This is a genomic window from Candidatus Tisiphia endosymbiont of Mystacides longicornis (assembly GCF_964031095.1).
Taxonomy (GTDB): Bacteria; Pseudomonadota; Alphaproteobacteria; order Rickettsiales; family Rickettsiaceae; genus Tisiphia.
The window spans coordinates 1629060-1653215 of sequence record NZ_OZ035004.1 but is presented as its reverse complement, the minus strand read 5'-3'; the positions used below and the strand labels follow the sequence as shown (position 1 = coordinate 1653215).

Here is a 24156-nt window from a genome sequence, read left to right as displayed (position 1 = left end):
TTAGTGCCTTAAGAATTTATTGTATGATAATTATTCTAATTCTTCAAATCATTTGAGTATAATTCAAGTAATTGATGCTTATTAAGCGTAAAATCACTTTCTATCCAGGATTTTTTTAATTTACCTATCACTGTGCCAATATCTTTACCATGAATATTTATTTTCTGTAAATCATGCCCATTTACTGGAAATATTGGTCGTGGTTTGGATTTATATGTATCTAGAAATTTATTTGCTGTAGCTCTGTTTAATTTGCTTAATGATAGCAAGATATTTATACATTGTAGATAATTAGCAGGATAATCTGCAGTTTCCCACCAAATTTCTCGTAATGTAAATTCGTTGATTTCTTGATTTATAAACCTATATATAGTAATGATTTTGTTTGCTTGTTGCCGAGAAAATTTTAAATTTAATAAATCACTTAGTGATAAGTTCTTTATGTGGTAGAATAAAAGTGAATATCTAGCGTAAGGCTCTAAGGAATCGCAATTAATTGCTTCCATCAAAGGTTTTTTATCAAACTTACTAACTGGTAATATTATTTGCAATATGCCATTATCAAACATTTGCTGCAAAATATTTGGACTATTATCTGAGATAATCAATTTGTCCATCTCCCATTTTACCCGTTCTTTTGATAATAATTTAAGATTTTCTCGCAATTTAATACAAGCATCTAACCCATTAAGGTCTAATTGTCTTGCATAATAGCAGGAAAAACGAAAAAAACGTAAGATACGTAAAAAATCTTCCTGAATTCGTGCAAATGCTTGTCCGATAAATATTACTTTTGATTGTTGTAAATCATCTATTCCACCAAAATAATCATAAATTTTATGCTCAAATGGACAATAACTTAGTGCATTAATAGTAAAATCTCTTCTAGCAGCATCCTCCATAAAATCGTCAGTAAAAACAACTTCCGTGTGCCGACCATCACATTTCATGTCTTTTCTAAGTGTAGTAATCTCAAATGTTTCATTATTTAATAAAGCTGTAACTGTACCGTATTTTATGCCAGTTGGGATAACCTTAATGTTGGCTGCTGATAAAATATCTGTTACTTGCTGCGGTAATAAATTGGTTGCTATATCAATATCATAATTGACAACATTAAGGATAGCATCACGAACAGCTCCCCCGACAACCCTTGCCACTCCACCACCTAGTCTAATTATTGACAAAATTTCTTTGTAATAATTGGATTGAATAGATAATTCTCTTGTTATAATATTCATTATAGTTCCACTATTGTCATTCTCGCTTCGGTGTGGAATCTAGACCCCTGCTTACGCATGGGTGGCAGAAAAATGGATTGCATTGTCGGCTTCTCCTTCTCGCAATGGCATTAGTTTGTAGTCAATTTAATCACAAAATTTGGTATTACTCCCTGCTCAGTTGCGGCAATTTGCAGATGCTGTAGTTTTTTTTCAATAGTAGGATGTTGGTTGTGAAACTTTGTCGTATTACCTGTTAATACTAAAGCAGAGTCAATTCCCAGGTTATTCGCTCCTAAAATATCAGTAAAGAAAGTATCGCCTATCATCAGAATCCGGTTCAATGGGACACCGGGTAGTTGGTTTAATACGGTATGATATATTTCTAGATGTGGCTTACCGCTGTAAATTACCTTTCCACCAAATTGCTTTATTTTTTCAGCAAAATATCCAGAACAATATCTTTGTACACCCTGTTGCATAATTCCAAGATCTGGGTTAGCACATATAGTAATTATGTTTCTTTTTACTACAGTTTTAAATAAATCATCAAACTCATCTAAATTTAAATTTTTTCCTGCATCGCGATGGAGCGTTAACAAAAAGATATTAGCTTCATCTATGTTTGTAGTAATAGGTGTCTGCAATTCATTCAGCAAATCATTGTCATCTTGACCAAGATGATAAACCACAGGGGTTTTGATACCAAATCTTTTATCACTTTCTAGTATCATATTGATGGCTACTTCACCAGAGCTAAAAACCATTTTTTCCGTTGTGTTAATACCCCAAATCTTATTAATCTTGTTAAATAAGAAAGCTCTGCTGCGTGGAGCATTAGTAACAAAAAAAACCTTCTTTTGCTGTTTAATTATTTTGTTAATATTGTCAACTACCCCAGGGTAAATCTTATTGCCTTCTACTACCACTCCCCAAAGATCAAATAAAAAAACATCATAATCATCCATTGTAGATGGAACGTCTCTAAAAGTTAGTTTTGTCATTATTGTGTACACTCTATATGAAATTTTTATAGCCTCGCTATTAGCAACGAAGCAGTTGTAAGTTAAAAGTATGATATAATAGATATTAAAGTCAATGTAAATAATGATTTATACTGCTTTTAATGGGGCGTTCAGCAATAGCCATAATAATGACTATTGCTTTGCGAGCGTGAGCAACCTTGTATAGTAAATTCAGGGGAGTTTGGTGCTAGGAACGATGGAGCGACGCCTATAAGTAATAGGCGAGCATTGAGCGACGATGTCACCAACTTCCCATCAATTGACTATAGCAATTGGTTTTAAGACCGAATGGATCTTGGTACTCTTCAAACCCCCGAGACCTTTTTATAGTTGATTGGGATGCTTTTGCACGCCCACTTACAATCGTAAACATTAAATATATCGAGAGATATATGCTATTATATAATAATTTTATTAGTCTTGATACAGGAAAATTCAATTTTGTTGTTGCTATAGTCAATATATATGCTGCTTAATGATTCCATCATTTGACAAAGTGCTGCAAAGCTGTTAAGCTATTCTTTGAGTATAACCACGAATAAGCATGGAAAAACACTAAATTACGTAAATCCTTTAGATCAAGAGCAATTTAATTACTAATACTTCAAAAATGCTGATTATTGATAATCAAAAAATATTAAACGAATTTTGTCGGCAGTTATTGGATTGTAAGACTATAAGTGTTGATACTGAATTTTTGCGTAAGAATACTTATTTTGCTCAGCTTAGCATAATACAAATCATGACTAGTAGTCACAAAGTGATAATTGACACTTTATGTGATTTGGATCTTTCGCCTCTTAACGAAATATTTTTGAACGAGAAAATTCTTAAAATATTTCACGCTCCTAGAGAGGATTTTGAGATATTTTATCATTTATTTAAGAAATTGCCAAGAAATGTTTTTGACATACAAATTGCTGCTGGTATTTGTGATTTTGGTAAACATTTAAGTTATTCGGATATATGCAGTAAAATTTGCTTCGTTCATATTGATAAAACTTACCAAAGATCTGATTGGTTAAAACGTCCCATTAGTGCTAATCTGCTAGATTATGCTATTAAAGATGTTGAATATTTAGAACCGATTTACAAAATATTACAATCAATAATCCAAGATAATAATCTGCAAAATGAATATGACGAGCAAATAAAATCTTTGCTTAATATTGAAAATTATATTGTTGATACAAAAAAGGCTTGGCAAAAAGTCAGATTCCATAATCATTCAGAGTTTTTTATTAATAAAATGAAAATTATGGCAGCTTATCGGGAAGAACAAGCAAGTACCATAGATTTACCAAGGAGACATTTTATTAGTGATGAGGAATTAGTAAAGATTTGTCAACATTTACCTACCAGTAACAAAGATTTTGAAAATCTTAAACTAAATGGTCGCTACCTTAGTAAGCAAAAATATAGAACTCAATTAGCAGATCTGTGTCTTGCAATACAAGAATTAGGTGAATAAAGACACTTTATTTATATTAATTGTAAAATAAAATTGCTATTTTCTCAAAGGTTGACTAAAACAGAAATCTTATATATTCTGGCTTTATTGCATGGCAATGTTTAGTATAGTTTTTTTTAAAACCATTTCTGTCTTACTGAGTGTAGTAATTGGTTTCCTAGCAGGAAGATATTCTAAAGTTGAAAGAGATAGTATAGCTTCGTTGTTATTCTATTTTATATCTCCTATTGTTTTTTTTGCTATTCCTGCCAGTACTACTTTAACTTTATCATCATTAAGCGTTACTGTAGTTATTTTTTTTATTGCTACTTCCTTATCAATATTTTCCTACTATTTTTTTGGACGATATTGGTCTGATCATACACGAAACATTATAGCATTATCTGCCGGTACCGCTAATGGTGGTTATTTTATGTTACCAATAGCTGCTGCTCTCTTTGATGATTATGTTTTAAGTATCTATATGATGGCAGTTATAGGTGTAAATATTTTTGAATGCTCGGTGGGATTTTATATTTGTGCCAGAAGTTTTGCCAATAGTAGTGAAAGTATCTTGAAAGTTGTAAAGCTACCAATTTTAAATGGTTTTTTACTTGGTTGTTTATTTAGTTTCGCTGGCTTTACTTTACCTGATTTTTTAGATGATTTTATATATAATATGCGAGGGTCATTTTCTATACTTGGTATGGTTATGGTTGGTTTAGCTCTTTCAACTTTGCAAAAATTTGAAATAGACATAAAGTTTACTGTTGCCACTTTTATGGCAAAATTTCTATTTTATCCAATAGGAATTAACTTATTTATCCTTTTAGATAAATTTGTTTTAGGATGGTATGATGAGAATTATTACAATGCTTTTAGGCTTCTTGCCACTGCCCCTATGGCAGCCAATCTGATTGTTATAGCAAGTCTACAAAAATTCCATCCAGAAAAAGTTGCTACTACAGTATTCCTTTCCCTAATTTTTAGTGTAATATATATACCATTTATGGTAAGTATATTTTTAAGCGATTTGAATTAATTAGAATAGATGATACAAAAATTCATCCAAGTTGGACCGTATATTAATTGGTTTGGCTCACAATATATCCCATCTCATAAGCTGGCTTATCTTGAATTTGGCAACCCTAATAATAAAAATGTCATAGTCTGTGCCCATGGCTTGACTAGAAATGCTCATGATTTTGATAAAATTGCTATGGCATTAAGTGATAAATTTCGAGTAATTGCTATAGATTATCCAGGGCGTGGAAATAGTGATGTTTTTAAAAAGAAAGAGCATTATAACTATCCAGTATATATAAAAGATACAGTACTGTTTCTAAGGAAGTTAGGTATTAAGAACTGTATTTGGCTTGGTAGTTCCATGGGCGGAATAATTGGTATGGTTCTAGCTAGTCGATATAACAAACTTATCAAAGCCATGATTGTCAATGATATAGGTCCTTTTATTCCGTCATCCCCTTTAGTTAAAATTGGTCTATATGCAGGTCAAGTACCCTTATTTGTTGATTTAGCTAGTGCCAAGCAACATTTAAAGCTAATATATAGCCAATTTGGTATTAGTAGTGAGGAAGATTGGGATTATCTTACCAAATATAGTTTTATAAAGACTCAAGATGGAAAATATAAAATGAATTATGATCCTAACATAGTACATGGTATGAGTGCTAATACGAGTAAGCAAAAAAATGTTGATATGTGGGCTATATGGAATAAAATTATTTGTAAATTATTGGTTATCCATGGAGCTAAGTCTGATATTTTACAACAATCTACTATTGAGCAAATGAAAAAAAATAAAGAGCTGGAACTTTTTGTTGTTGATTATGCTGGTCATGTACCTTCGTTAATGACTAGTGATCAAATTAACTATATAAAATTCTGGTTAGATGGCTTGGCTAGATAATTTTTGACAAGGATATTAATTATGACTATTTCTACTAAAGTACTTATTATAGGTTCAGGTCCTGCTGGCTTAAGTGCGGCAATCTATACAGCTAGGGCAGCACTAAATCCGATATTATTACATGGTATGCAGCCAGGTGGGCAGCTAACCATTACGACAGATGTTGAAAATTATCCAGGTTTTGCTGATCCGGTGCAAGGTCCTTGGTTAATGGAGCAAATGACTCAGCAGGCAAAAAATGTTGGGGCAGAAATTATCTACGATTATGTAGAAAAGGTAGATTTATCAAAAAAACCCTTAGTGGTGACCACTGGATCTGGTATAATTTACTGGGCGGATAGTCTTATAATATGTACCGGGGCGGAAGCAAAATGGCTTAATATTCCTTCCGAAGGACAATTCAAAGGATATGGGGTCTCAGCTTGTGCCACTTGCGATGGTTTCTTTTTCAAAAATCAGCACGTATTAGTTATTGGTGGAGGTAATAGTGCTGTTGAAGAGGCATTATATTTAACCAATCATGCATGTCAGGTGACTATTGTGCATCGCGGGGATAGTTTTAGAGCCGAGAAAATTTTACAAGACAGATTATTTAAAAATCCTAAAATATCTGTCGTTTGGAATCATAGACTGGTTGAAGTTATCGGTACTGATAATCCTAAATCAGTTACCTCAGCTAGGCTAGAAAATACCCAAACAGGTGAGGTTAGCTCAATTGACTGTACTGGTATATTCATAGCGATTGGGCATATGCCAAATACTAGTTTGTTCAAAGGACAACTAGATATAGATAGTGATAATTATATTATTACTAAACCAAATTCAACGGAAACCAGTATTAGAGGTGTTTTTGCCGCTGGAGATGTACAAGATAAAATTTTTAGACAAGCAGTTACTGCTGCTGGTACTGGATGTATGGCAGCTTTAGAAGCAGAAAAGTTTTTAAACCATTAAATTTATGGCTCGTAGTAAAGCGATTGATAAAGCAGATAAGTTAAACGGCTCGAATGAGTCAGGTATAGTCATGCCTGTTGCTCGAACTTTACCGGAAAACGTTCAAGCTGAGCAAATGTTAATAGGAGCAATTTTAGTTAACCATGATTACTACAATATTGTTTCAGAATTCCTAAGACCAAATCATTTTTTTGAGCCACTACATCAAAAAATCTATAATTCTATTGAAGTTATTACAGAAAAAGGCTTAATCGCTACTCCAGTAACGCTTAGAAGCATGTTAGAAAAAGATGAATTATTTCAGCAATTAGGTGGTAGTGACTATTTAAATAAATTAGTCACTCTGTCAATGATGGTAATTAATCCACTAGATTACGGAAAAATAATCTATGATTTGGCAATAAGGCGTAATTTAATTCAGATAGGGGAAGAGGTAGTTAATAATGCTTATGATGCTTCTTTAGAATATGATTCAAGTCAGCAAATAGAACATGCAGAAGGTAAGCTTTATAACCTTGCTAGTGAAGGAGTGAATGATAAGAGCTTTGTTAAAATTGGGCTATCTCTCTCAGAGTCTCTAGCTAGTATTAACAGAGCCATGAAGAATTCTAATCATGTAATAGGTATTTCTACCGGCTTAATTGATTTGGATCATAAATTATCAGGTTTTCAGAACTCAGACTTAGTTATCATTGCTGGACGTCCATCAATGGGGAAAACAGCTTTTGCTATGAATCTTGCGATAAATACTTGTAAGGCTATACATCTGAAAAATAACGGACAAGAAAAAGAAGGGCAATCAGTAGGGTTTTTCTCTCTTGAAATGTCATCTGAGCAGCTTACTACTCGTCTTCTTTCGATGCATACTGAAATTGACTCATCGGCTCTTCAATCAGGTCATGTGACGGAAGAGAATTATAATCGATTACGCAAGGAAGTTATCACTCTTTCTGAATTACCATTTTTTATTGATGATACACCAGCTTTATCCATTGCGGCCATTCGTACTAGGGCTAGAAAAATGAAGCGTAAGCATAATCTTGGTATATTATTTATCGATTATTTGCAATTAATTAGAGGAATAAACAAGTCAGATAATAGAGTAAATGAAATTTCGGAAATTACTCAAGGATTAAAAGCGATAGCCAAAGAATTAAACATTCCAGTAATTGCTTTATCACAATTATCTAGAGCTGTTGAACTTAGAGAAGATAAAAAGCCGATGTTGTCTGACTTGCGGGAATCTGGATCTATTGAACAAGATTCTGATATAGTAATGTTTATCTATCGAGAAGAATATTATTTGACCCGTAAAGAACCTTCGGCGGGTGATGCAAAACACGCAGAGTGGTTAAGTAAGTTAAATCAGGTATATAATGTTGCGGATATTCTAATAGCAAAACATCGTAATGGTCCTGTTGGCAATGTTCAGCTTCACTATAACAATCGATATTCAAAATTTAGTAATTTAGAAAAAAAATTACATGGACAGCAAGTATCCAATGATCTTTGAGCATTGGTATTATTTTTTATTTTGAATTTAACTATTAATAATAATTAATTAGGTTAAATTATACGTATGATGTAAAAAATTTATCTCCAATATTCTATTCGCTAGGATAGCTTGCTTGTGCTATTATTTACTTAATAAAGTTTATAATATATTTCTAATATGACAGTAGAATTTTTTGATAATATATCAACCAAAGAAACTAATATTGTTAAAAATAACAATAAACCACTGAGAATGAGGATAGGTACCGATAATTTTGAGACGTTATTGCTAAATAGTGATGTATTTGTTGATAAAAGCCTAATGATCAAAGAATTATTGGAAGATAGTGGAGAAGTAATCCTAATCACCAGACCAAGGCGGTGGGGTAAGAGCTTGAATATGAACATGCTCCAGAAATTTTTTGAGATAGAGGTGGATGAGAGAGGTATGCCTTTACCTGAAGAGGATAGAGTAAATAACAAGCTATTTACAGGTGGTACAGTAGATTTAGGCATTAAAGGAAAAAGGACTTTAGAACCTTTAAAGATTAACGGTAATGAATTTGCCATGATTCAACAAGGTCAATTTCCAGTCATCTCTATAAATCTTAAAGATGTTAAAGGCAGTAACTACCAGGAAATTGAGAATGGAATAAAAAATCAAGTAACTAATCTGTTTACAAACCATCGATACTTAAAGCGTTATATAACAACAGATGAAAATTTACTAGATGAGGCACAAAAGGAAAAGTTAAATCGATATTTTACAGGAAAGCTTGATAAGGAAGACTTAAAAGATAGTTTACGGGTTTTGAGTGAAGTATTGTACAAACATTTTGGTCAAAAAGTTTATATATTGATCGATGAATATGACACACCGATCAATAGTTCGTACATTAAATTTGGTAACAAGCCAGAAGAGTTTGAACAGGTACTTGAAATGTTTCGCGGGATGTTTGGCAGTAGTTTAAAAACTAATCCTTATTTAGAAAAAGGGGTAATTACTGGTATATTACGGGTTGCTAAAGCTAATTTATTTTCGGATTTGAATAATGTTAGTGAGTATAGCTTGCTTGATGAAGAATTTTCTAAGTTCTATGGTTTTACTCAAGCAGAAGTTGATGAATTGTTAGCAAAAGTACCAACAGCAACTAATCCTGAAAAAATTAAAGCTTGGTATAATGGCTATAGTTTTGGTGGGGAGATCATCTATAATCCATGGTCAATTATGCAATGTTTGGCTCATAAAGGCAAACTTGATCATTATTGGCTTGATAGCGGTGGCACTGGGCTTGTTGATAAAGCATTGTTATCAGATGAGATGCAGGAAGATTTACAGAGCTTAGCTGCCGGAAAGGCTATTATCTCACCGATTGTCAAACAAATTAGTTTTGCTGATATCAACAAACCAGTAGGATTATTTAGCTTGTTGTTATTTAGCGGTTATTTAAACCCTGTTGCTAAAAAACCAGAAGAAGATATTTACGAATTGTCGGTACCAAATAAAGAGGTACGATATATATATAATGCCAGAATGCTCCAATGGGTAACTGATCAGTTACAAATTGATCATTTTCGATATTATTCTTTTGCTACTTTGTTGCCGGCAGGTAAAATAGAACAGTTTAAAGAAAGATTGCAAGAATTATTGTTAAATGCTACTAGTTTTTATCAAACAGGCGAGAAAAAAGCTGAGCTATTTTATAGTGGTTTTATGCTAGGTTTGATTAATACCTTAGCTTCTGACTACATAATAGACAGTGAAAGAGAAACCGGTAGCGGTAGGGCGGATATTGTGCTACTACCCAAGATAGGTAAAAGTGACAATGCTATTATTATTGAATATAAAATATGTAAATCTCCTGATATTTTAGAATCTGTTGCCAGAGAAGGGCTAGAGCAAATAGCAAAAAAACGATATGAGGCTAAAATAAAAGAATACTCTCATGTTCAGAAAATCATCAAAATCGCTATGGCTTTTTGCGGTAAGGAAGTGGCTCTAGAATATCAGAATGATAAAATTTAATAGTGGTGATTATATATTTTCCCCTATATCAACCAGGATTACATAAACAGGAACAGCAGGGAAATGCCTTTTTAATCTTTCAATATCGTAAACAAGCTGTTCTCCATAAGAAACACCTGTTGACATTTGTTGTTGTAAACTATAGTCAATTTAGGAGGATTGGGTGCTATGGCTATGGGCAATCTATTTCAGTATTTTTGGATTGCTTCGTCGCTACTAAAGTAGCTCCTCGCAATGACATATAAGCCTATAACTCGTCATTGCGAGCGAACGTATGTGAGCGTGGCAATCCATGAAGTCATATATTGCTTCGTTGACTTACGGTCTTCCTCGCAAATAGACGTTGACCACATACAACTTTTAAACTGCCATGATTACCTCTAAAATCTCTTCCAACGAAGTATGTAAAAAATACCTGAATAAAAATATTTTTTATAAAACACTTAGTGTACATTATAATTAGTATATACTCAAATCATTAGAGTAAACATGACCCAATTTTTTAACTATAACCCAGATAATAAGGTAGCCGTTCTTGCTCTTAAGGTTAAAGCTAATGCAAAGGCAGATAAGATAGGTGAGTTTATGATAATTAATGATAAACATTATCTAAAATTATTTATAAAATCAGTTCCAGAGGATGGTAAGGCTAACCATTCTATTATCAATTTTCTATCTAAAAAATGGAAAATTAATAAAAATAATTTTGAGATAATATTAGGTTGGACTAATAGCTTAAAATTATTAGCAATAAAAAATATTGAATTAGACTATTTAAATTTGCATTTAAAACACTATATTAATAACATTAAATAGTATTATAGGACTTGACTATGACCCAAGAAAAAAAGAAGTTTGACGCTGAAGTTGGTAAGATTTTGAACTTAATGATCCATTCTCTTTATACTAATAAAGAGATTTTTATGCGTGAGTTAATATCGAATGCTTCTGATGCTTGTGATAAATTAAGGTATTTAGCACAAAGTGACGCAAAACTTATTGCAGATGATCCTACCTTTAAAATTACTGTGAGAATTGATAAAGATAAAAAGCAGATTATTATTAGAGATAATGGTATTGGTATGAACCGAGAAGATTTGATCGATAATCTAGGAACTATTGCAAAATCTGGTACAGGAAATTTCTTAAACAACATGTCTGGAGATGCTAAAAAAGACAGTATGTTGATAGGGCAATTTGGCGTTGGGTTTTATTCAGCTTTTATGGTTGCTGATAATATTACTGTTACCTCAAGAAAAGCAGGAGAAGAGAAATCTTATGTTTGGCAGTCAGATGGTCTTGGAGAATATATGGTTGATGATTTTGACCATGATTTTACCAGGGGAACTGAGGTGGTTATTCACGTTAAGCCAGAAGAAGATAGTTACATTGATCACTTTAGATTGAAGCATATAGTTAAAAGCTATTCTGATCATATAGCCATACCTATATATTTTATTGATGAATCAACTAATAATGAAATACAACTTAACTCAGCTTCAGCATTATGGACAAGACCTAAATCTGATTTGACTTTTGAGCAATATAAAGAATTTTATAAAGCTTTGTCTTATTCGATGGATGATCCTTGGTTAACTATTCATAATAAAAATGAAGGTACGGTTGAATTTACTAATTTGTTATTTATTCCATCAACTAAGACTTTCGATTTATTTCACCCTGATCGTAAGAGGAGAGTGAAATTATACATCAAGAGAGTTTTTATTTCTGATGAGAATGTAGATTTAATACCTTCTTACCTAAGATTCCTAAGAGGGGTAGTAGATTCAGAGGATTTACCTCTTAATATTAGTCGTGAATCTTTGCAGCATAATAGTACTTTAGAGAAGATTAAGTCAGCAATAACCAAAAGAGTTTTAGGTGAACTCAAAAAGAAAAAAGATGAGTCTATAGAGGAATATAGCAATTTTTGGAGCAATTTTGGTGCTGCTTTAAAAGAAGGATTGTGTGAGGCAACTAGTGATCATGATAAATTGCTTGAGACCTGTATATTTAAAAGTAGTCTTTTAAGTAAAATGATTAGCCTTGACGATTATATTAGTAACTTTAAAGAAGGACAGAATACTATATATTATCTTAGCGGCGATGATTCAGCAAAATTACTTTCTAGCCCTCAAATAGAAGGATTCTTAAGTAAAAATATAGATGTACTTCTGTTTACTGATACAGTTGATGATTTTTGGGTTAATGTTAATAGTAGCTATAAGGGTTATGCAATTAAATCCGTTACTAGGAGTGATATTGATTTAGAAAAATCTGAGCAAAAAACTGAAGAGACAAAAGAAGACAAGGACGAGTACGCTAAATTAACAGAATATTTTAAAGAAATATTAGGTAATTTAGTAAAAGATGTAAGGATTTCTAAAAAACTTACTCTAAGCCCTGCTTGTCTGGTAGTTGGTGATGGAGCTATGGATATTCGTATGGAAAGATTTTTAATTGAGCAAAAACAGTTAATGGCATCATCGGCTAAAATACTTGAGTTAAATCCTAAGCATAAAATTATTGAGAAAATTAACGCTGGTATAATCTCAAATAGTAGAGACTATGCTAACGAGGAGTTGGTGAAATTAATGTATGATCAAGCATGTATTCTAGAAGGTGAGCCAGTCAATGATACTGGTGAATTTGCAAAAAGACTCAATGATATTGTACAAAAAGCTATATTATAAACCACCTGACGCACGGCATTTAAAAGTCATATAGAAAATAGCTTGGCGTCATTGCGAGAAGCAACTTTTAGTGGCGACGAAGCAATCTAATGAATGTGGATTGCCACGACCACTACGTGGTCTCGCAACGACGTCTTGTACTTTTTTGGAATTTTTAAATTGTTATGGGGTTTATGCGTAAGGTAAGTTATAAACTATGCGGAGGCTTTTCTATTTTTAATAGTAATAATTTTGATTGTAATCTAGGTAATGAATATGTTAATATTAATTAAATTTTCCTGAAACCTTTTATTAGCAAAATATAATGAATAAATATTTGATACTATTAATATTATTAATAATGCCTCTTAATTCATTTGCCCAGAATCAAATAGCTAACCAGCTATCTAATTTTGTTGCACCAGTTACTTACTTTGTTAATCATGTCAAACAATTAAATCTACTTAAGAATAATTTAATTAAATATCGACAAGCAAGTATTATAGGCACCAGCGGCATGGGAAAAACCCAACTTGCGTATACTTGCAGCAAAACTGCATAACTTTATCTAATTTTTTTGTTAGTATGAATTTTTTATACATTTGGGTTTCATACTATGCAAATACCATCGATTACTATTGAGCAAGTAGCTCAGCAATTTAAAGCTTGGCGTCAAACTAAAACTAATAAGTTTGATCCTATACCAAACCATCTAAAGGAATTAGTTCACCAATTACTCCATCATTATTCTTACCAAGAGATAGCTAAACATCTTAATATTAATAAAGCAACAATTAGTTCAACTAAAAAAGCCCATGAACCTACCATCAAAACTTCTTCTGTCTCAACTTCAAATCAATCCCTACAACAAAATATTAATTTTCTCCCATTTCAACTAGTAAATTCTATAGATACCGATCCTGTAGCTGCTCCCAAGCAAAATCACTATACTTGTCACATTATTAAACCAAATGGTACCAAGCTTATTATCCAAACACTAGAGCCAAAAACTATAATTCAGACATTTTTATGCTGCAACTAACCCCGGCGTCAGTTATTTTTGTTGCCACTATTGCCATCGATTTTCGCAAGGGTATCGATGGCTTAATCGCTGTTTGTAGACAAAAACTTTCTTCTGACCCTCTTAATGGTTCCTTGTTTTTATTCTATAATAAAAACAGAACTGCCATTAAAATTTTGTCCTTTGACGGTCAAGGCTTTTGGCTATGCTCTAAACGCCTATCCAAAGGTAAATTTACGGCAAAACTTTTCCCATCTGATAATTCATCTTACCAAATTTGTTATAGAACCTTACACATTCTTATTCATAATGGCGATCCTAGTTCTGCCAAATTCTCTAATGATTGGCTTCCTGTCGTTTAAGCTGCTGTCTCGATTAATTCCGTATTATTCATATATCTTGCATAGGCAAAAGGCGTATAATCCTCAGGATGCTTCTTTGCTTTGCTACTATGCTCTTGTAGCCAATTTAAATATTTAAAGGCATTGATCTCGTTCTCACTACAAGTCTTTACTATACTATACAGACCACTATGTATCTCAGCACTATTGATTGTTTTAAAGAATAATGAATTCTTCCTTTGTAAAATAATGGTACGCAGTGATCTCTCAGCCCAATTATTATCAAGATTGCTAACTGGGATTTTTAAAAATTGGGTCAAACCTTCTTTATTATTTATCCAATATTTCATAGCTTGTCCAAGCCTACTATTAGGCTCAACTTTCTTGTCGTTAAATAATTCGTCTATTTTGTTATATATGTTTTCTATATATTTACTGCTATGTTCCTGATGATACCCAAGTTTCTCTTCAGGACTCATCTCTTTACATTGATGTTCATTGTGGTAAATCCCACGTGTTTGTTTGAGAAAATATCCGCATTCTTCAGGGTAATATAGTTCATTTTCTGTAAATTTTCTCTGACCATGTGACAAACAATTGATCATCACTATTATTGCCAGTAATTCTTTATCTGCTTCTGATAATACCGGGTTATTATTGTTACTTGCGTCAGTCATTAATTGGATAGAATCTGTTCTATTCTTACGATTCTTTAGTACGTTACCTATATTTTCTCCACCATGCCTATTACCGGTAAAATATAAAACTATTACCTCATTATTTGCAGTCTTAGCACATATTGTAGTAGTATAACAGCTGCGTCCTTTCTTATTTTGAGTACGTAATTTTTTATTGGCTATAGTAATTTCTAAAATCCTAGCTCTAGTATCATCAAGGTTCAGTGAACTACATTCGGCAGCCATTTCCAATAATACCCCGTAAATTTCAGCTCCACCACCTTCTTGCCAAACATCTAAATATTGTTGCCAGAGCGAGCTGTATGCTATAGGAACCCCGCTTAAACTCTGTAGCCTAGATAAACGGTAGAAAGGAGTACCATAGGTCTTTTGTAACACTATTGCACTTCTGCTACTATTTGTCCATTTGTTGATATTTTTATTGTTCATAACTGTATAATCGCAAGCATTACAGCGTAACGTTTTCTTTACATATCTGTTGACTGTAATTGGAGCATTACCTGTAAATTGTAGCAATTTTCTAGCTTCACTATTATATAGTTTGCCATTATAGCAGTGAGGACAGCTATCACCACTACAAAAATTCTCAGGAGTTAAATAGCTGGTATTCGCATCCTTATAATCATCAAACCCATATTTACCTTGCCAATTACTACGATCTATCTTTTTGGGCTTATCGCACTCTCCTTCATTACCACCATTCCCGTTATCAGATTCACCTGGCGGTTCTTTTAATGAATCTGAACTATCTTTTTTTTGTGATCTGCCTTAAAACCAATCAGCATTTCCTTAAGCTTATTTATACTGATATTTGATGATGCTAGCTTGTCTATTAGCTCGTTACAAAATTTCACAAGCTCTACTATCGTTTGCTGTTCATCTCCCGTTAATGAACTTTCCTTGACATGCTGTATTAGTTCTTCTCGTTCTTCAGCACTTAAGGTCGCTACTTTTGGTTTTTTCATTTGATTAATTATCATTATTATTAATATTTCAAATATTATAATATGACTGCTACTTTTTCAACTAGTTTTTTTATTAATCTGTTTTTTATTAATCGGTGATATTTGCATAGTAGAAATCCAAATTTATACAATAAATTCATACTAGCAAAGAAATTAGATAGTGTTACGCAGTTTTGCTGCAAGTATACAAAAGTTTTAAGGATATTAAGTCTATAGAGGGTGGTAGCATATTTTTAGTAGTTACTCATGTACCACCAAACAAGAACATTCAGAATATCCAAAAATCTATAGATAACATATTAACATATAACCAAGGAGCAACAAAGAAATGTAAGGAACTGATTAGTAAGCTCAAAGATGGTAATTCAATACATCTATTCTATAAACCAACTGAAGAAGGTGAGTTAACTGTACCTGACTTACTTGCAGAAATAGACAAATCATCCACATATTCTGACGCTAATAGTGAGATGGTCGACATAGCTATTTCAAAGAAAGCTATGGAGTGTTCATCGCATCTGTTAAATACTGCGAGTAATAATTTTAACCAACTATTAGAGGTGATAGTGAAGGCTATTGCTGATGCCACTAACTGCTTAAATGTTAATCCACTCAATGCATTTTCCGAAAATTATGCGATTGTCAAAGATTTGGTTCCGTCATCAATTAATTACAATGAATTAAAGCAACATAGTGAAGGTGAATATTTTCCAGAGTTGGAGTTATTATCAAGATTGCAAAAAGTGCTTAACTATAATCAAATAGATAAGATACCAGATGCCTTAATGATTTTCCAGATAGCAGTAGAACTTTTTGCTGAATATGCTGACTTTGATAATTCTCAGCTTCAGCATCAGATACAAGATTACGGTTATTGCTTACAGCAGCAATATGAATATGTGAAATTCTTCGCTAATGTCTGTGGAGCTAATTTGCCTGATCATGCAAAAATTGCAGAGTTAATAACAGCTTGCCATGCTAAGGTATAGTTAAACCCATAAAATTAGGTGACAAAGAACATAGTAATAATTTCAAATAATTTGCTGGTTTCTGTTACCTTATTTTTAATCCATCGTTTCATATTAGCCCAAAACTTCTCTATGGGATTTAAGTCTGGTGAATATGGCGGTAAAAAAATAAGCTTGCAACCAACTGATTCTATTAATTCCTTTGTTTTCTTTGATTTATGGAAACTAGCATTATCCATCACTACAACTTGTCCTGCTTTTAACTCTTTAATTAAAAACTTCTCAACCCAATTATTAAATAACTCTGTATTGCACGTTCCATTAAAAACAAAAGGAGCTATTGATTGATTGTTTACCAAGCCAGCTATGATATTAGTTCTTTGATAGTGTTTCCCACTCTTCTTTCCAATCAGTAATTCTCCTGTTTTACTCCAGCCTCTATCTTGGCAAATACCTGTATCTATACCGCTTTCATCAATATGCACTATTTGCCCTTTATCATATTTATTGATCTCTTCTAAATATTCAGCTCGTCTGTCTACACTTGACTCCATGTAGGTAAAGGTTTTTTTTTATAACTAAAACCTAGCTGTTTTAATATCCTTCCAGTTTGAGACCTCGCAATTCCAAACTCTTTACCAATATCTTGTAATCTCATATTTGGATTATTTCTTACAAAATTTGCTAACTTTTGCTTATCAACTTTACTTTTAAAACCTACTCTAGCTTTTGCTAATATCGTTCCTTCCTTTCTCTTCCTTACGTTCCAGCGACTAATTGTATTTTTATGTATATCGAATATCTTGGCAGCCGCTCTTTGACTATTACCTTTTTCTATATAACTTATTACTTTTTTTCTTAAATCTTTACTATATGGGCTTGTTGACATTTTTTCTCTTATTTATACCATATAATGTCATCTAATTCAACGGGTTTAACTATAACAGAAAATCTTGAGTATCAAGTTAGTAGTTTGAATATTGATGAAAACCAATCTGACCCAGAATATTATCATAAAGCTATAAAATATCTAGAAAATTATCAAGACTCTCCTGCTTGCAAGAATCTTAAGGCTATAGCCTATAGTTGCTTAGCTAGTATTGCTGAGCATGATGGTGCCAATGAATCTGCATTGGCTTACTATGCAAAAGCTATAGATGCCAATAGCCATCTACCAAAAATATATGAAGAATTGGGGCAACTATTTTTTAACAAGGGTGAATATGCTAAGGCGATTGACTGCTATAAAGTAGTTAATAATGAGTTTAAGATAAAAGCCTGTTTTAAAGCATGGTTAAAACAAGATCAAGAGAATCCCGATATAATGCTAAAACAAGCTGAGTATTTTGAGTCTATAGGTTTATTTGAAAAAGCTAAAACATATTATCACCATGCATTCAGCCTAAGTCATGATAAGAATTTTAAGGTTGCGGCTTACAATAAAATTGCTAATATTATGCTTAATGCCGCTGCTCAAGGGCAAGATTTTGCCACCAAAGCACAGGAGCAGGATTTTTACAATTATTACTTGGTAGATGAAGAATTCACCAAAAATTTACTTGGCGAGGTAGTATGTGATATCAATTGAAATAATTAACGCGGTATATTAATCCACTCTCTATACATAATTGATTTTACTAAAGTTACATTTTTACTAAGTTGATTCCAGGCATAGCAAGCATTAGCAACGATATCTTCGTATACACCGTAACATTGATTAGATAGGAAGTGATTTTTGATCCACTGCCAAATTTGTTCCATCGCATTTAATTCCGGTGCGTATGGCTGAAGCGGTACCAAGGTAATGTTACTTGGAATAATTAATTTTTTCGCTGCATGCCACCCGGCATTATCTGTTAATAATGCAACATGCCTACCAGAATCAATAGTCAAAGAAAATTCATCTAAGAACTTATTCATTGAATCAGTATTGGTATATGGTAAAATTAACGCAAAAGATTCGCCCGTATCATGGCAAGCAGCTCCATAGATGTATGTTGAGATAAATTGTTGTTGCTTACTTTCCTAGGTCTGCTCCCACGTTTAGCCCATATGCGACTTAAACTACCTTGCTGCCCAATTCTAGTTTCATCCTGTGACCAAATGTCAACCTTACTCCAATCAATATCTTTTGGTAATAATACTTTTAGCATATTGGCGAAGTTTTTTTATATGTATTTTGAGTTGCTTGATTAGATTTTGGGTGTACTGAACGAGAAGTAATCCAGCTAAAACCAAGTCGATGTATAGTGTTATAAACTGTTTTTAAACTACATTTAATACCATATGTTTCAAATAACATATTATGTAATTCCTTTCCTGTTATATAACCACCTGTCTTACTTTCACTCAACATATTTATTTTATCAGACAAAAAAGATTCTTGTAAGCTATTGAATTTTTTAAACGCACCACTCCTATGCGATTCAAATAATCCATCAAAGCTAGAGTTTCTAAATCTTCTAAGCCAAGATTGTACTGTTTTCCAGTGCGATCCAACTATTATCGATACAGTTTTCAATGACTTGCCTGATTGCAGGTGATGCATTGCTAATAAGCGTATGCGATTTCTTCCGTGCGACTCGTTTTTCATTAGGTATATGAAATCATGCTCATGAAAACCTTTTGGTAATATTAATGTTCTTGCCATTTTACTACCTGCTCAAGTTTATATTCCCATATTATAATATACCTCCTTAACTATTTCAATTGGTATAAGCTCGGTTCTTAGAGGACTTGCTCTCAGCAATGGGAGTGGGTTACTCGCCTATATAGTTTTGGTTATGTGGCAAAAATGTTATAAAAATTAGTTGATTTCTTTTTTATTAGCTATTAACCTATAATTTCAATAATTAGTTTTTAGGAAAATTTGATGTCTATAGATGTTCTTGTTGTTGATGATGAAGCAGATATTAGAGATTTAGTCTCAGATATTTTAAAAGAAGAAGGATTTACTACCAAGACTGCTGCTAATAGTATTCAGGCTTTTAAAATACTCCAAGAAAGAACACCAGCAGCAATTATTTTAGATATTTGGTTACAGGGTAGTGAGCTTGATGGGCTTGGAATTTTGGAGATAGTAAAAAAACGTTATCCTCTAATGCCTGTGATAGTTATTAGCGGGCATGGTAATATTGAAACTGCAGTAAATGCTATCAAAATGGGTGCCTATGATTATCTAGAAAAACCATTTAGTCATGATAAGCTATTGATCTTATTAAAAAGAGCCTGTGAAACAACTAAGTTAAAGCGTGAGAATCTTGATCTAAAATCAAAAGTTATTGATAAAACTGAACTTATAGGTAACTCTCATATTACAGGCAAACTTAAGTCTGATATTGAAAAAGCCGCTTTGGCGACTAGTAGAGTATTTATTCAAGGGCAAATTGGCAGCGGTAAAGAACTAGCTGCTCGATTAATTCATAAAAAATCAAAAAGGGCTAATACACCTTTCGTAACCTTTAGTCCAGTAGGTATGGAGCCTGACCGTGTTCATCAAGAATTATTTAAAGGAATAGATAACCAGGATATTAGACGTCCTTCGATATTAGAAATAGCAAATAATGGCACTCTGTACATAGATGAAATTAGTGGTTTACCAATTTCGGCACAAGTACAATTACTTAAATTTTTGCAAGACCAAATGTTTCATAAGCCAGGAAGTAAAGCAATAAAACTAGATATACGGGTTATTGCTGCAACTTCTAAGATTGTACAAGAAGAGATAAGTAAAGGTGAACTCCTGGAGGATTTATATCATCGATTAAATGTTATTTCCCTAAAAATTCCATCTTTATATGATAGAAAAGATGATATGTCTGCATTAGTGAAGTATTTTGTTAAACAACTTTCTAAGTTTTCTGGTTTAAAAACACGTGAATTTTCTGATGAAACAATTGCAGCTTTTCAAGTTTATAGTTGGCCAGGTAATATAAGGCAATTACGTAATGTAATAGAGTGGACTTTAATTATGAATCCGCTATCTTCAAATAGTAATCAAACGATCAAACCAACAACGATCAAACCAACTATGATACCACCAGAAATTTTAGTTACTGATTCTAGTTCTGCAAAGCAGGAAGATAATGTTGATATAATGATCATGCCGCTCCGAGAGGCAAGAGAGATTTTTGAAAGGCAGTATTTAGCTGCTCAGATGAATCGATTTAATAATAACATTTCTAAAACCTCAGCCTTTGTAGGTATGGAACGTTCAGCATTACATCGTAAATTGAAATTGCTCAATTTACATATTCCTAGTAATAAATTTAATGACGAGGATTTTTATGACAATTATGAATAAAACAACTTTACCAACTATCATAGCTAATAACTATCTTGTAATTGCTAAAGTAATGCTGGGGGTAGCCGCTCTATTTGCTGGCTCACAAATCGTTATTCCTCTTAAACCAGTGCCGATATCCATGCAAACTGTGGTGATTTGTATTATTGCTGTTACTTATAGCCCAAGACTTAGTTTTGCTACGGTTTTAGCTTATATTACAATTGGCGTGGCAGGGCTACCAATGTTTGCAAAGCTATCAAGTGGTTTACATATTTTGTTTGGTGCAACAGGTGGTTATCTGATAGGATATTTAATCGCTACTCCTGTGATGAGTATACTTAACAGTAAGTTTTCTGAAAGATTTACTGGAACATACTCACGTTATTTGAGTATATTTTGTACTTGTCTTATAGGACACCTTATAATTTACTTTTGGGGAGTTAGTTGGTTAGCAACATTTATAGGAATTAAACAAGCTATTTATAGTGGATTTATAATATTTATACCGAGTGGCTTAGTAAAGATGCTAATATTTTCTTCTACATATTCTTATGTAAAAGGCAGAAAGAATACTATTTTATGATTCAAATAACAAGGTCATTGCGAGGAGGCACTTTAGTAACGACAAAGCAATCTAGGACAACTTGTAGCACAATAAATAACCTGGATTGCTTCGTCGCAGTTTTGCTACTTCTCGCAATGACGGTTACCTCTATATCACGTAGGCAGGAACCTGTAATATCGCATGGTGGTGTAAAATTCTTTATTGTAACTTTGCTTTTAGTTCTTACCGGATGTTCAGATTCTTCAAGAGATGCAGATGGTTTGTTATCTAATAGTCAAAGTCTCATTATTAGAAATTATATAGCAGAGCAAAATAAAAATAAGGTACCAGTAAATATTAAAAATAAATTTGGCTCAAACCTTAGGGGGTTAAAGTTAGTAGGTGTTAAACTAACAAATGAGGATCTTTCTGGTGTTGACTTAAGTTTTTGTGAAATATCACGAGTAGATTTTTCAGGAACAAATTTTGAGAATGCAATTTTAACAAAATCTATAATTCAAGAAAGTGATCTTTCTAATACTATATTAAAAAATATATCAGCTTATGGTGCAGATTTTCAAGCATCGATGTTTGAGAATACTCATTTGAGAAATAGTAATCTTATTCAATCAAATCTTGAGGACACTGACTTTGTCAAAGCTAATTTAGAAAATATTAATTTTGAAAATGCAAATCTTACTAGAGCTGTATTTGATGAGGCTATGATCAGTAATTCTAATTTTCAAAAAAGTAATTTAGCAAAAGGTAGTTTTAAAAAAGCAGTTATCTCAAATTCTATTTTTTATGGTACAGATTTACGGCAAATATTAGCTAATTACCTAAATATGACTAATTGTTATTGTGAATCTGTGGATCTAACTGGGGTGGACTTTACTGGAGCGGTGATTAGCAATTCAGATTTTACTCATGCTATTATTAATCAAGCTCAATTAAAAAATATAAAGCTTACTAACTCGTTATTTTCTTTCTCTTCCTTTCAATCTGCAGATTTTGCCAATGCAATTATTGAGAATTGTAATTTAAAAAATACCAATTTGAATAATGTGCAATTGAATCAAGTACAAATTCAAAATAGTGTGATGGATAATGCTCATTTTAATGATGCTATTATAAAGGAGCTATCAATAAAGAACTGCCATAGCATTTTGCTCAAGTTAAATAAAATTAATATCACTAATGCTGATATTGAGAATAGCAATTTTACCAGCGTATCATTGAATAATAGCTATGTCAAGCAAGCAACTATTATTAACTCTGATTTGACCAATAGTGAATTAATAAACTCTAATTTCTCTGCTACTAAATTTAATACGGTAAATTTTACTAAAGCACTGATACAAAATACTGTATTAAATGGGATAAAATTTATTGATAGCCATTTTTATCAGATAGCTATCATAAATTCAGATTTATCAGAAGTCATTTTTGATAATTCGCCAATCATAAATTCTCAATTAAATAATGTGAGATATAAAGATAATAATTTCATTAATTCAGATTTTAACAGAAATATTGTATTAAATGGTCAGGACTTTTATAAATTTAAATCAGTAAATACTATCTACTCTGTAAAAGATTTAGAACAGGTGAAAGACTTATCAAATATCAATTTACAAGGTTTAAATTTGTCAGGTTTGGCATTTAACCAAACTATTTTCTCAGGCTCCGTTCTTAAAGGTATCGATTTATCTAATGCTATAATTCATAGCTGTATATTACAGAATACTGATCTAACTATGGCCAATCTAAGTAATGCAGATTTTAGCAAATCATCTCTTATTGGGAGCAATTTAGAATCTGCTAAACTTTATAATACAAATTTTAATGATACTGATTTAACAAATGTTAATTTTATTAGAGCTTTTGTTAGTAAAATATCTTTAATTAATGCAAAGCTTGAAGGTACTAAAGGGCTTGAGGATAAAGAACCGTAGCAAAAATATATAATAACTACAAACTTAAGAAGGTTTGTCATTATCAGAAGAAGTGGTAGGATCAATTCTGCCAACCATTTCATCTAGTGATACTTGGAAATAGTCTGCTAAGGCTACTACGATTTGGCTATTTAAAGTTTTTTGCTCCCGGCTTCCGCAAGAAAATGTTGAAAGATGGGAAGAGAGGATATGGAGGAACCATAAAGCTGGGAAATGATTTTTTCAGGAGGTCTGTTGTGCCTAGTGAATAATTTGTTATTAGCTTTGGTTTTTGTTATGCTATAACTATATTATTACATATTAATTCTACAATTATCTACATGTACATACGTCGTAAAAAAACACCAAATAGTCCAAGGCAATCAATACAAGTGGTTGAAGGATACCAAGATAGCAAAGGTAATATCAAACAACGTATTGTCCGGCATTTAGGGGTATTCTTCGATGATGTAGAAGAAGCCAAATTAGTTGCATTAGCAGAGGATTTAATTGTAAAAATTAAAGCTATAGTCAATTGATGAAAAGTTGGTGACGTCGTCACTCGTCGCCCGCCTATTACTTATAGGCGTCGCTCCATCGTTCTTAGTGCCAAATTCCCCTGAATTGAC

26 protein-coding genes and 1 pseudogene are annotated in these 24156 nt (G+C 32.5%); 18 read left to right on the top strand and 9 right to left on the bottom strand.

Going from position 1 to position 24156, the window contains the following annotated elements:
• Positions 1 to 35: 35 nt before the first annotated feature.
• Both ACQH6S_RS08415 and ACQH6S_RS08410 read right to left on the bottom strand, forming a co-directional pair.
• Positions 36 to 1241: a CCA tRNA nucleotidyltransferase gene (locus tag ACQH6S_RS08415; protein WP_425360171.1), complete on the bottom strand. Its 1206-nt coding sequence runs from the start codon at positions 1239 to 1241 to the stop codon at positions 36 to 38.
• Between the two features lie 110 nt (positions 1242 to 1351).
• Complete coding sequence (locus ACQH6S_RS08410) at positions 1352 to 2224, bottom strand: TIGR01459 family HAD-type hydrolase (RefSeq protein WP_094649048.1); 873 nt, start codon at positions 2222 to 2224, stop codon at positions 1352 to 1354.
• Between the two features lie 156 nt (positions 2225 to 2380).
• Between ACQH6S_RS08410 and ACQH6S_RS08405 the strand changes: the two genes are divergently transcribed.
• The 12 genes from ACQH6S_RS08405 (at position 2381) to tnpB (ending at position 14154) form a co-directional block, all read left to right on the top strand.
• On the top strand, positions 2381 to 2527 hold the full coding sequence (locus ACQH6S_RS08405) for a palindromic element RPE2 domain-containing protein (protein WP_094649049.1): 147 nt from the start codon (positions 2381 to 2383) through the stop codon (positions 2525 to 2527).
• Between the two features lie 328 nt (positions 2528 to 2855).
• Positions 2856 to 3716, top strand: a complete 861-nt coding sequence (locus tag ACQH6S_RS08400) for a ribonuclease D (RefSeq protein ID WP_425360172.1) — start codon at positions 2856 to 2858, stop codon at positions 3714 to 3716.
• 91 nt (positions 3717 to 3807) lie between these two features.
• Positions 3808 to 4737, top strand: coding sequence for an AEC family transporter (locus tag ACQH6S_RS08395; protein ID WP_094649051.1), 930 nt, complete (start codon positions 3808 to 3810; stop codon positions 4735 to 4737).
• A 9-nt stretch (positions 4738 to 4746) separates the two neighbouring features.
• A complete protein-coding gene (locus ACQH6S_RS08390) occupies positions 4747 to 5625 on the top strand; it encodes an alpha/beta fold hydrolase (RefSeq protein WP_425360173.1) in 879 nt (292 codons plus the stop codon).
• 21 nt (positions 5626 to 5646) lie between these two features.
• Complete coding sequence (gene trxB / locus ACQH6S_RS08385; RefSeq protein WP_425360174.1) at positions 5647 to 6579, top strand: thioredoxin-disulfide reductase; 933 nt, start codon at positions 5647 to 5649, stop codon at positions 6577 to 6579.
• A gap of 4 nt (positions 6580 to 6583) precedes the next feature.
• Positions 6584 to 8092, top strand: coding sequence for a replicative DNA helicase (locus ACQH6S_RS08380; protein WP_425360175.1), 1509 nt, complete (start codon positions 6584 to 6586; stop codon positions 8090 to 8092).
• A 159-nt stretch (positions 8093 to 8251) separates the two neighbouring features.
• Complete coding sequence (locus tag ACQH6S_RS08375) at positions 8252 to 10099, top strand: AAA family ATPase (RefSeq protein ID WP_425364525.1); 1848 nt, start codon at positions 8252 to 8254, stop codon at positions 10097 to 10099.
• Positions 10100 to 10588: 489 nt separating this feature from the next.
• On the top strand, positions 10589 to 10915 hold the full coding sequence (locus ACQH6S_RS08370; RefSeq protein ID WP_375333717.1) for an A1G_07140 family DUF167 domain protein: 327 nt from the start codon (positions 10589 to 10591) through the stop codon (positions 10913 to 10915).
• 17 nt (positions 10916 to 10932) lie between these two features.
• Positions 10933 to 12792, top strand: a complete 1860-nt coding sequence (htpG, locus tag ACQH6S_RS08365) for a molecular chaperone HtpG (protein ID WP_375333716.1) — start codon at positions 10933 to 10935, stop codon at positions 12790 to 12792.
• A gap of 304 nt (positions 12793 to 13096) precedes the next feature.
• On the top strand, positions 13097 to 13333 hold the full coding sequence (locus ACQH6S_RS08360) for a hypothetical protein (protein ID WP_425364524.1): 237 nt from the start codon (positions 13097 to 13099) through the stop codon (positions 13331 to 13333).
• Between the two features lie 54 nt (positions 13334 to 13387).
• Positions 13388 to 13813, top strand: a complete 426-nt coding sequence (locus ACQH6S_RS08355) for a hypothetical protein (protein ID WP_341758053.1) — start codon at positions 13388 to 13390, stop codon at positions 13811 to 13813.
• The gene (gene tnpB, locus ACQH6S_RS08350; protein WP_341752109.1) at positions 13801 to 14154 is read left to right on the top strand and encodes an IS66 family insertion sequence element accessory protein TnpB; all 354 of its coding nucleotides are present in this window, start codon (positions 13801 to 13803) and stop codon (positions 14152 to 14154) included. Before ACQH6S_RS08355 ends, tnpB begins: the two co-directional genes overlap by 13 nt.
• Here tnpB and ACQH6S_RS08345 read toward each other — a convergent pair.
• Positions 14151 to 15260 carry an IS66 family transposase gene (locus ACQH6S_RS08345; RefSeq protein WP_425364395.1) on the bottom strand — a complete coding sequence of 370 codons (1110 nt, stop codon included), beginning with the start codon at positions 15258 to 15260 and terminating at the stop codon, positions 14151 to 14153. The genes tnpB and ACQH6S_RS08345 overlap by 4 nt on opposite strands.
• A 302-nt stretch (positions 15261 to 15562) precedes the next feature.
• Positions 15563 to 15811 (bottom strand): hypothetical protein, encoded by a 249-nt coding sequence (locus ACQH6S_RS08340; RefSeq protein WP_341758049.1) that lies wholly within the window; start codon positions 15809 to 15811, stop codon positions 15563 to 15565.
• Between the two features lie 158 nt (positions 15812 to 15969).
• Here ACQH6S_RS08340 and ACQH6S_RS08335 point away from each other — a divergent pair, with 158 nt between their 5' ends.
• Positions 15970 to 16785, top strand: a complete 816-nt coding sequence (locus ACQH6S_RS08335; protein WP_425364523.1) for a hypothetical protein — start codon at positions 15970 to 15972, stop codon at positions 16783 to 16785.
• Positions 16786 to 16799: 14 nt separating this feature from the next.
• Here ACQH6S_RS08335 and ACQH6S_RS08330 read toward each other — a convergent pair whose 3' ends face one another.
• Both ACQH6S_RS08330 and ACQH6S_RS08325 read right to left on the bottom strand, forming a co-directional pair.
• A complete protein-coding gene (locus ACQH6S_RS08330; RefSeq protein ID WP_425360021.1) occupies positions 16800 to 17318 on the bottom strand; it encodes an IS630 family transposase in 519 nt (172 codons plus the stop codon).
• On the bottom strand, positions 17303 to 17653 hold the full coding sequence (locus ACQH6S_RS08325) for an IS630 transposase-related protein (protein WP_425360020.1): 351 nt from the start codon (positions 17651 to 17653) through the stop codon (positions 17303 to 17305). Before ACQH6S_RS08325 ends, ACQH6S_RS08330 begins: the two co-directional genes overlap by 16 nt.
• Positions 17654 to 17677: 24 nt before the next feature.
• On the opposite strand from ACQH6S_RS08325, the gene ACQH6S_RS08320 reads away from it, so the two are divergent.
• On the top strand, positions 17678 to 18352 hold the full coding sequence (locus tag ACQH6S_RS08320) for a tetratricopeptide repeat protein (protein ID WP_425364522.1): 675 nt from the start codon (positions 17678 to 17680) through the stop codon (positions 18350 to 18352).
• A 5-nt stretch (positions 18353 to 18357) separates the two neighbouring features.
• On the opposite strand, the gene ACQH6S_RS08315 is transcribed toward ACQH6S_RS08320, so the two are convergent.
• From ACQH6S_RS08315 to ACQH6S_RS08305, 3 genes are read right to left on the bottom strand one after another with little or no spacing between them, the layout of a single operon-like run.
• Positions 18358 to 18711 carry a transposase gene (locus tag ACQH6S_RS08315; protein WP_425360915.1) on the bottom strand — a complete coding sequence of 118 codons (354 nt, stop codon included), beginning with the start codon at positions 18709 to 18711 and terminating at the stop codon, positions 18358 to 18360.
• Positions 18711 to 18917: a hypothetical protein gene (locus tag ACQH6S_RS08310; RefSeq protein ID WP_425360452.1), complete on the bottom strand. Its 207-nt coding sequence runs from the start codon at positions 18915 to 18917 to the stop codon at positions 18711 to 18713. Before ACQH6S_RS08310 ends, ACQH6S_RS08315 begins: the two co-directional genes overlap by 1 nt.
• Positions 18911 to 19414: a helix-turn-helix domain-containing protein gene (locus ACQH6S_RS08305; protein WP_425360451.1), complete on the bottom strand. Its 504-nt coding sequence runs from the start codon at positions 19412 to 19414 to the stop codon at positions 18911 to 18913. The genes ACQH6S_RS08310 and ACQH6S_RS08305 overlap by 7 nt, the downstream gene beginning before the upstream one ends.
• 219 nt (positions 19415 to 19633) lie before the next feature.
• Here ACQH6S_RS08305 and ACQH6S_RS08300 point away from each other — a divergent pair, with 219 nt between their 5' ends.
• From ACQH6S_RS08300 to ACQH6S_RS08285, 4 genes and pseudogenes are all read left to right on the top strand, one after another.
• Positions 19634 to 21067, top strand: a complete 1434-nt coding sequence (locus ACQH6S_RS08300; RefSeq protein ID WP_425360450.1) for a sigma-54-dependent transcriptional regulator — start codon at positions 19634 to 19636, stop codon at positions 21065 to 21067.
• On the top strand, positions 21036 to 21632 hold the full coding sequence (locus tag ACQH6S_RS08295; RefSeq protein ID WP_425360449.1) for a biotin transporter BioY: 597 nt from the start codon (positions 21036 to 21038) through the stop codon (positions 21630 to 21632). Before ACQH6S_RS08300 ends, ACQH6S_RS08295 begins: the two co-directional genes overlap by 32 nt.
• A gap of 116 nt (positions 21633 to 21748) precedes the next feature.
• Positions 21749 to 23548 (top strand): pentapeptide repeat-containing protein, encoded by a 1800-nt coding sequence (locus ACQH6S_RS08290; protein WP_425360448.1) that lies wholly within the window; start codon positions 21749 to 21751, stop codon positions 23546 to 23548.
• 320 nt (positions 23549 to 23868) lie between these two features.
• Positions 23869 to 24054: pseudogene (locus ACQH6S_RS08285) on the top strand (IS1634 family transposase); the annotation flags it as partial.
• Between the last annotated feature and the right edge of the window lie 102 nt (positions 24055 to 24156).

Bases quoted from the DNA above. Each gene is read 5' to 3' on its own strand.
- ACQH6S_RS08380 (WP_425360175.1), top strand. From the start codon at position 6,584: ATGGCTCGTAGTAAAGCGATTGATAAAGCAGATAAGTTAAACGGCTCG.
- ACQH6S_RS08395 (WP_094649051.1), top strand. From the start codon at position 3,808: ATGGCAATGTTTAGTATAGTTTTTTTTAAAACCATTTCTGTCTTACTG.
- ACQH6S_RS08310 (WP_425360452.1), bottom strand. From the start codon at position 18,917: ATGCTAAAAGTATTATTACCAAAAGATATTGATTGGAGTAAGGTTGAC.
- ACQH6S_RS08375 (WP_425364525.1), top strand. From the start codon at position 8,252: ATGACAGTAGAATTTTTTGATAATATATCAACCAAAGAAACTAATATT.
- htpG (WP_375333716.1), top strand. From the start codon at position 10,933: ATGACCCAAGAAAAAAAGAAGTTTGACGCTGAAGTTGGTAAGATTTTG.
- tnpB (WP_341752109.1), top strand. From the start codon at position 13,801: ATGCTGCAACTAACCCCGGCGTCAGTTATTTTTGTTGCCACTATTGCC.
- ACQH6S_RS08360 (WP_425364524.1), top strand. From the start codon at position 13,097: ATGAATAAATATTTGATACTATTAATATTATTAATAATGCCTCTTAAT.
- ACQH6S_RS08330 (WP_425360021.1), bottom strand. From the start codon at position 17,318: ATGGAGTCAAGTGTAGACAGACGAGCTGAATATTTAGAAGAGATCAAT.
- ACQH6S_RS08295 (WP_425360449.1), top strand. From the start codon at position 21,036: ATGACGAGGATTTTTATGACAATTATGAATAAAACAACTTTACCAACT.
- ACQH6S_RS08415 (WP_425360171.1), bottom strand. From the start codon at position 1,241: ATGAATATTATAACAAGAGAATTATCTATTCAATCCAATTATTACAAA.
- ACQH6S_RS08410 (WP_094649048.1), bottom strand. From the start codon at position 2,224: ATGACAAAACTAACTTTTAGAGACGTTCCATCTACAATGGATGATTAT.
- ACQH6S_RS08290 (WP_425360448.1), top strand. From the start codon at position 21,749: ATGACGGTTACCTCTATATCACGTAGGCAGGAACCTGTAATATCGCAT.
- ACQH6S_RS08390 (WP_425360173.1), top strand. From the start codon at position 4,747: ATGATACAAAAATTCATCCAAGTTGGACCGTATATTAATTGGTTTGGC.
- ACQH6S_RS08370 (WP_375333717.1), top strand. From the start codon at position 10,589: ATGACCCAATTTTTTAACTATAACCCAGATAATAAGGTAGCCGTTCTT.
- ACQH6S_RS08345 (WP_425364395.1), bottom strand. From the start codon at position 15,260: ATGAACAATAAAAATATCAACAAATGGACAAATAGTAGCAGAAGTGCA.
- trxB (WP_425360174.1), top strand. From the start codon at position 5,647: ATGACTATTTCTACTAAAGTACTTATTATAGGTTCAGGTCCTGCTGGC.
- ACQH6S_RS08400 (WP_425360172.1), top strand. From the start codon at position 2,856: ATGCTGATTATTGATAATCAAAAAATATTAAACGAATTTTGTCGGCAG.
- ACQH6S_RS08340 (WP_341758049.1), bottom strand. From the start codon at position 15,811: ATGATAATTAATCAAATGAAAAAACCAAAAGTAGCGACCTTAAGTGCT.
- ACQH6S_RS08320 (WP_425364522.1), top strand. From the start codon at position 17,678: ATGTCATCTAATTCAACGGGTTTAACTATAACAGAAAATCTTGAGTAT.
- ACQH6S_RS08325 (WP_425360020.1), bottom strand. From the start codon at position 17,653: ATGTCAACAAGCCCATATAGTAAAGATTTAAGAAAAAAAGTAATAAGT.
- ACQH6S_RS08305 (WP_425360451.1), bottom strand. From the start codon at position 19,414: ATGGCAAGAACATTAATATTACCAAAAGGTTTTCATGAGCATGATTTC.
- ACQH6S_RS08355 (WP_341758053.1), top strand. From the start codon at position 13,388: ATGCAAATACCATCGATTACTATTGAGCAAGTAGCTCAGCAATTTAAA.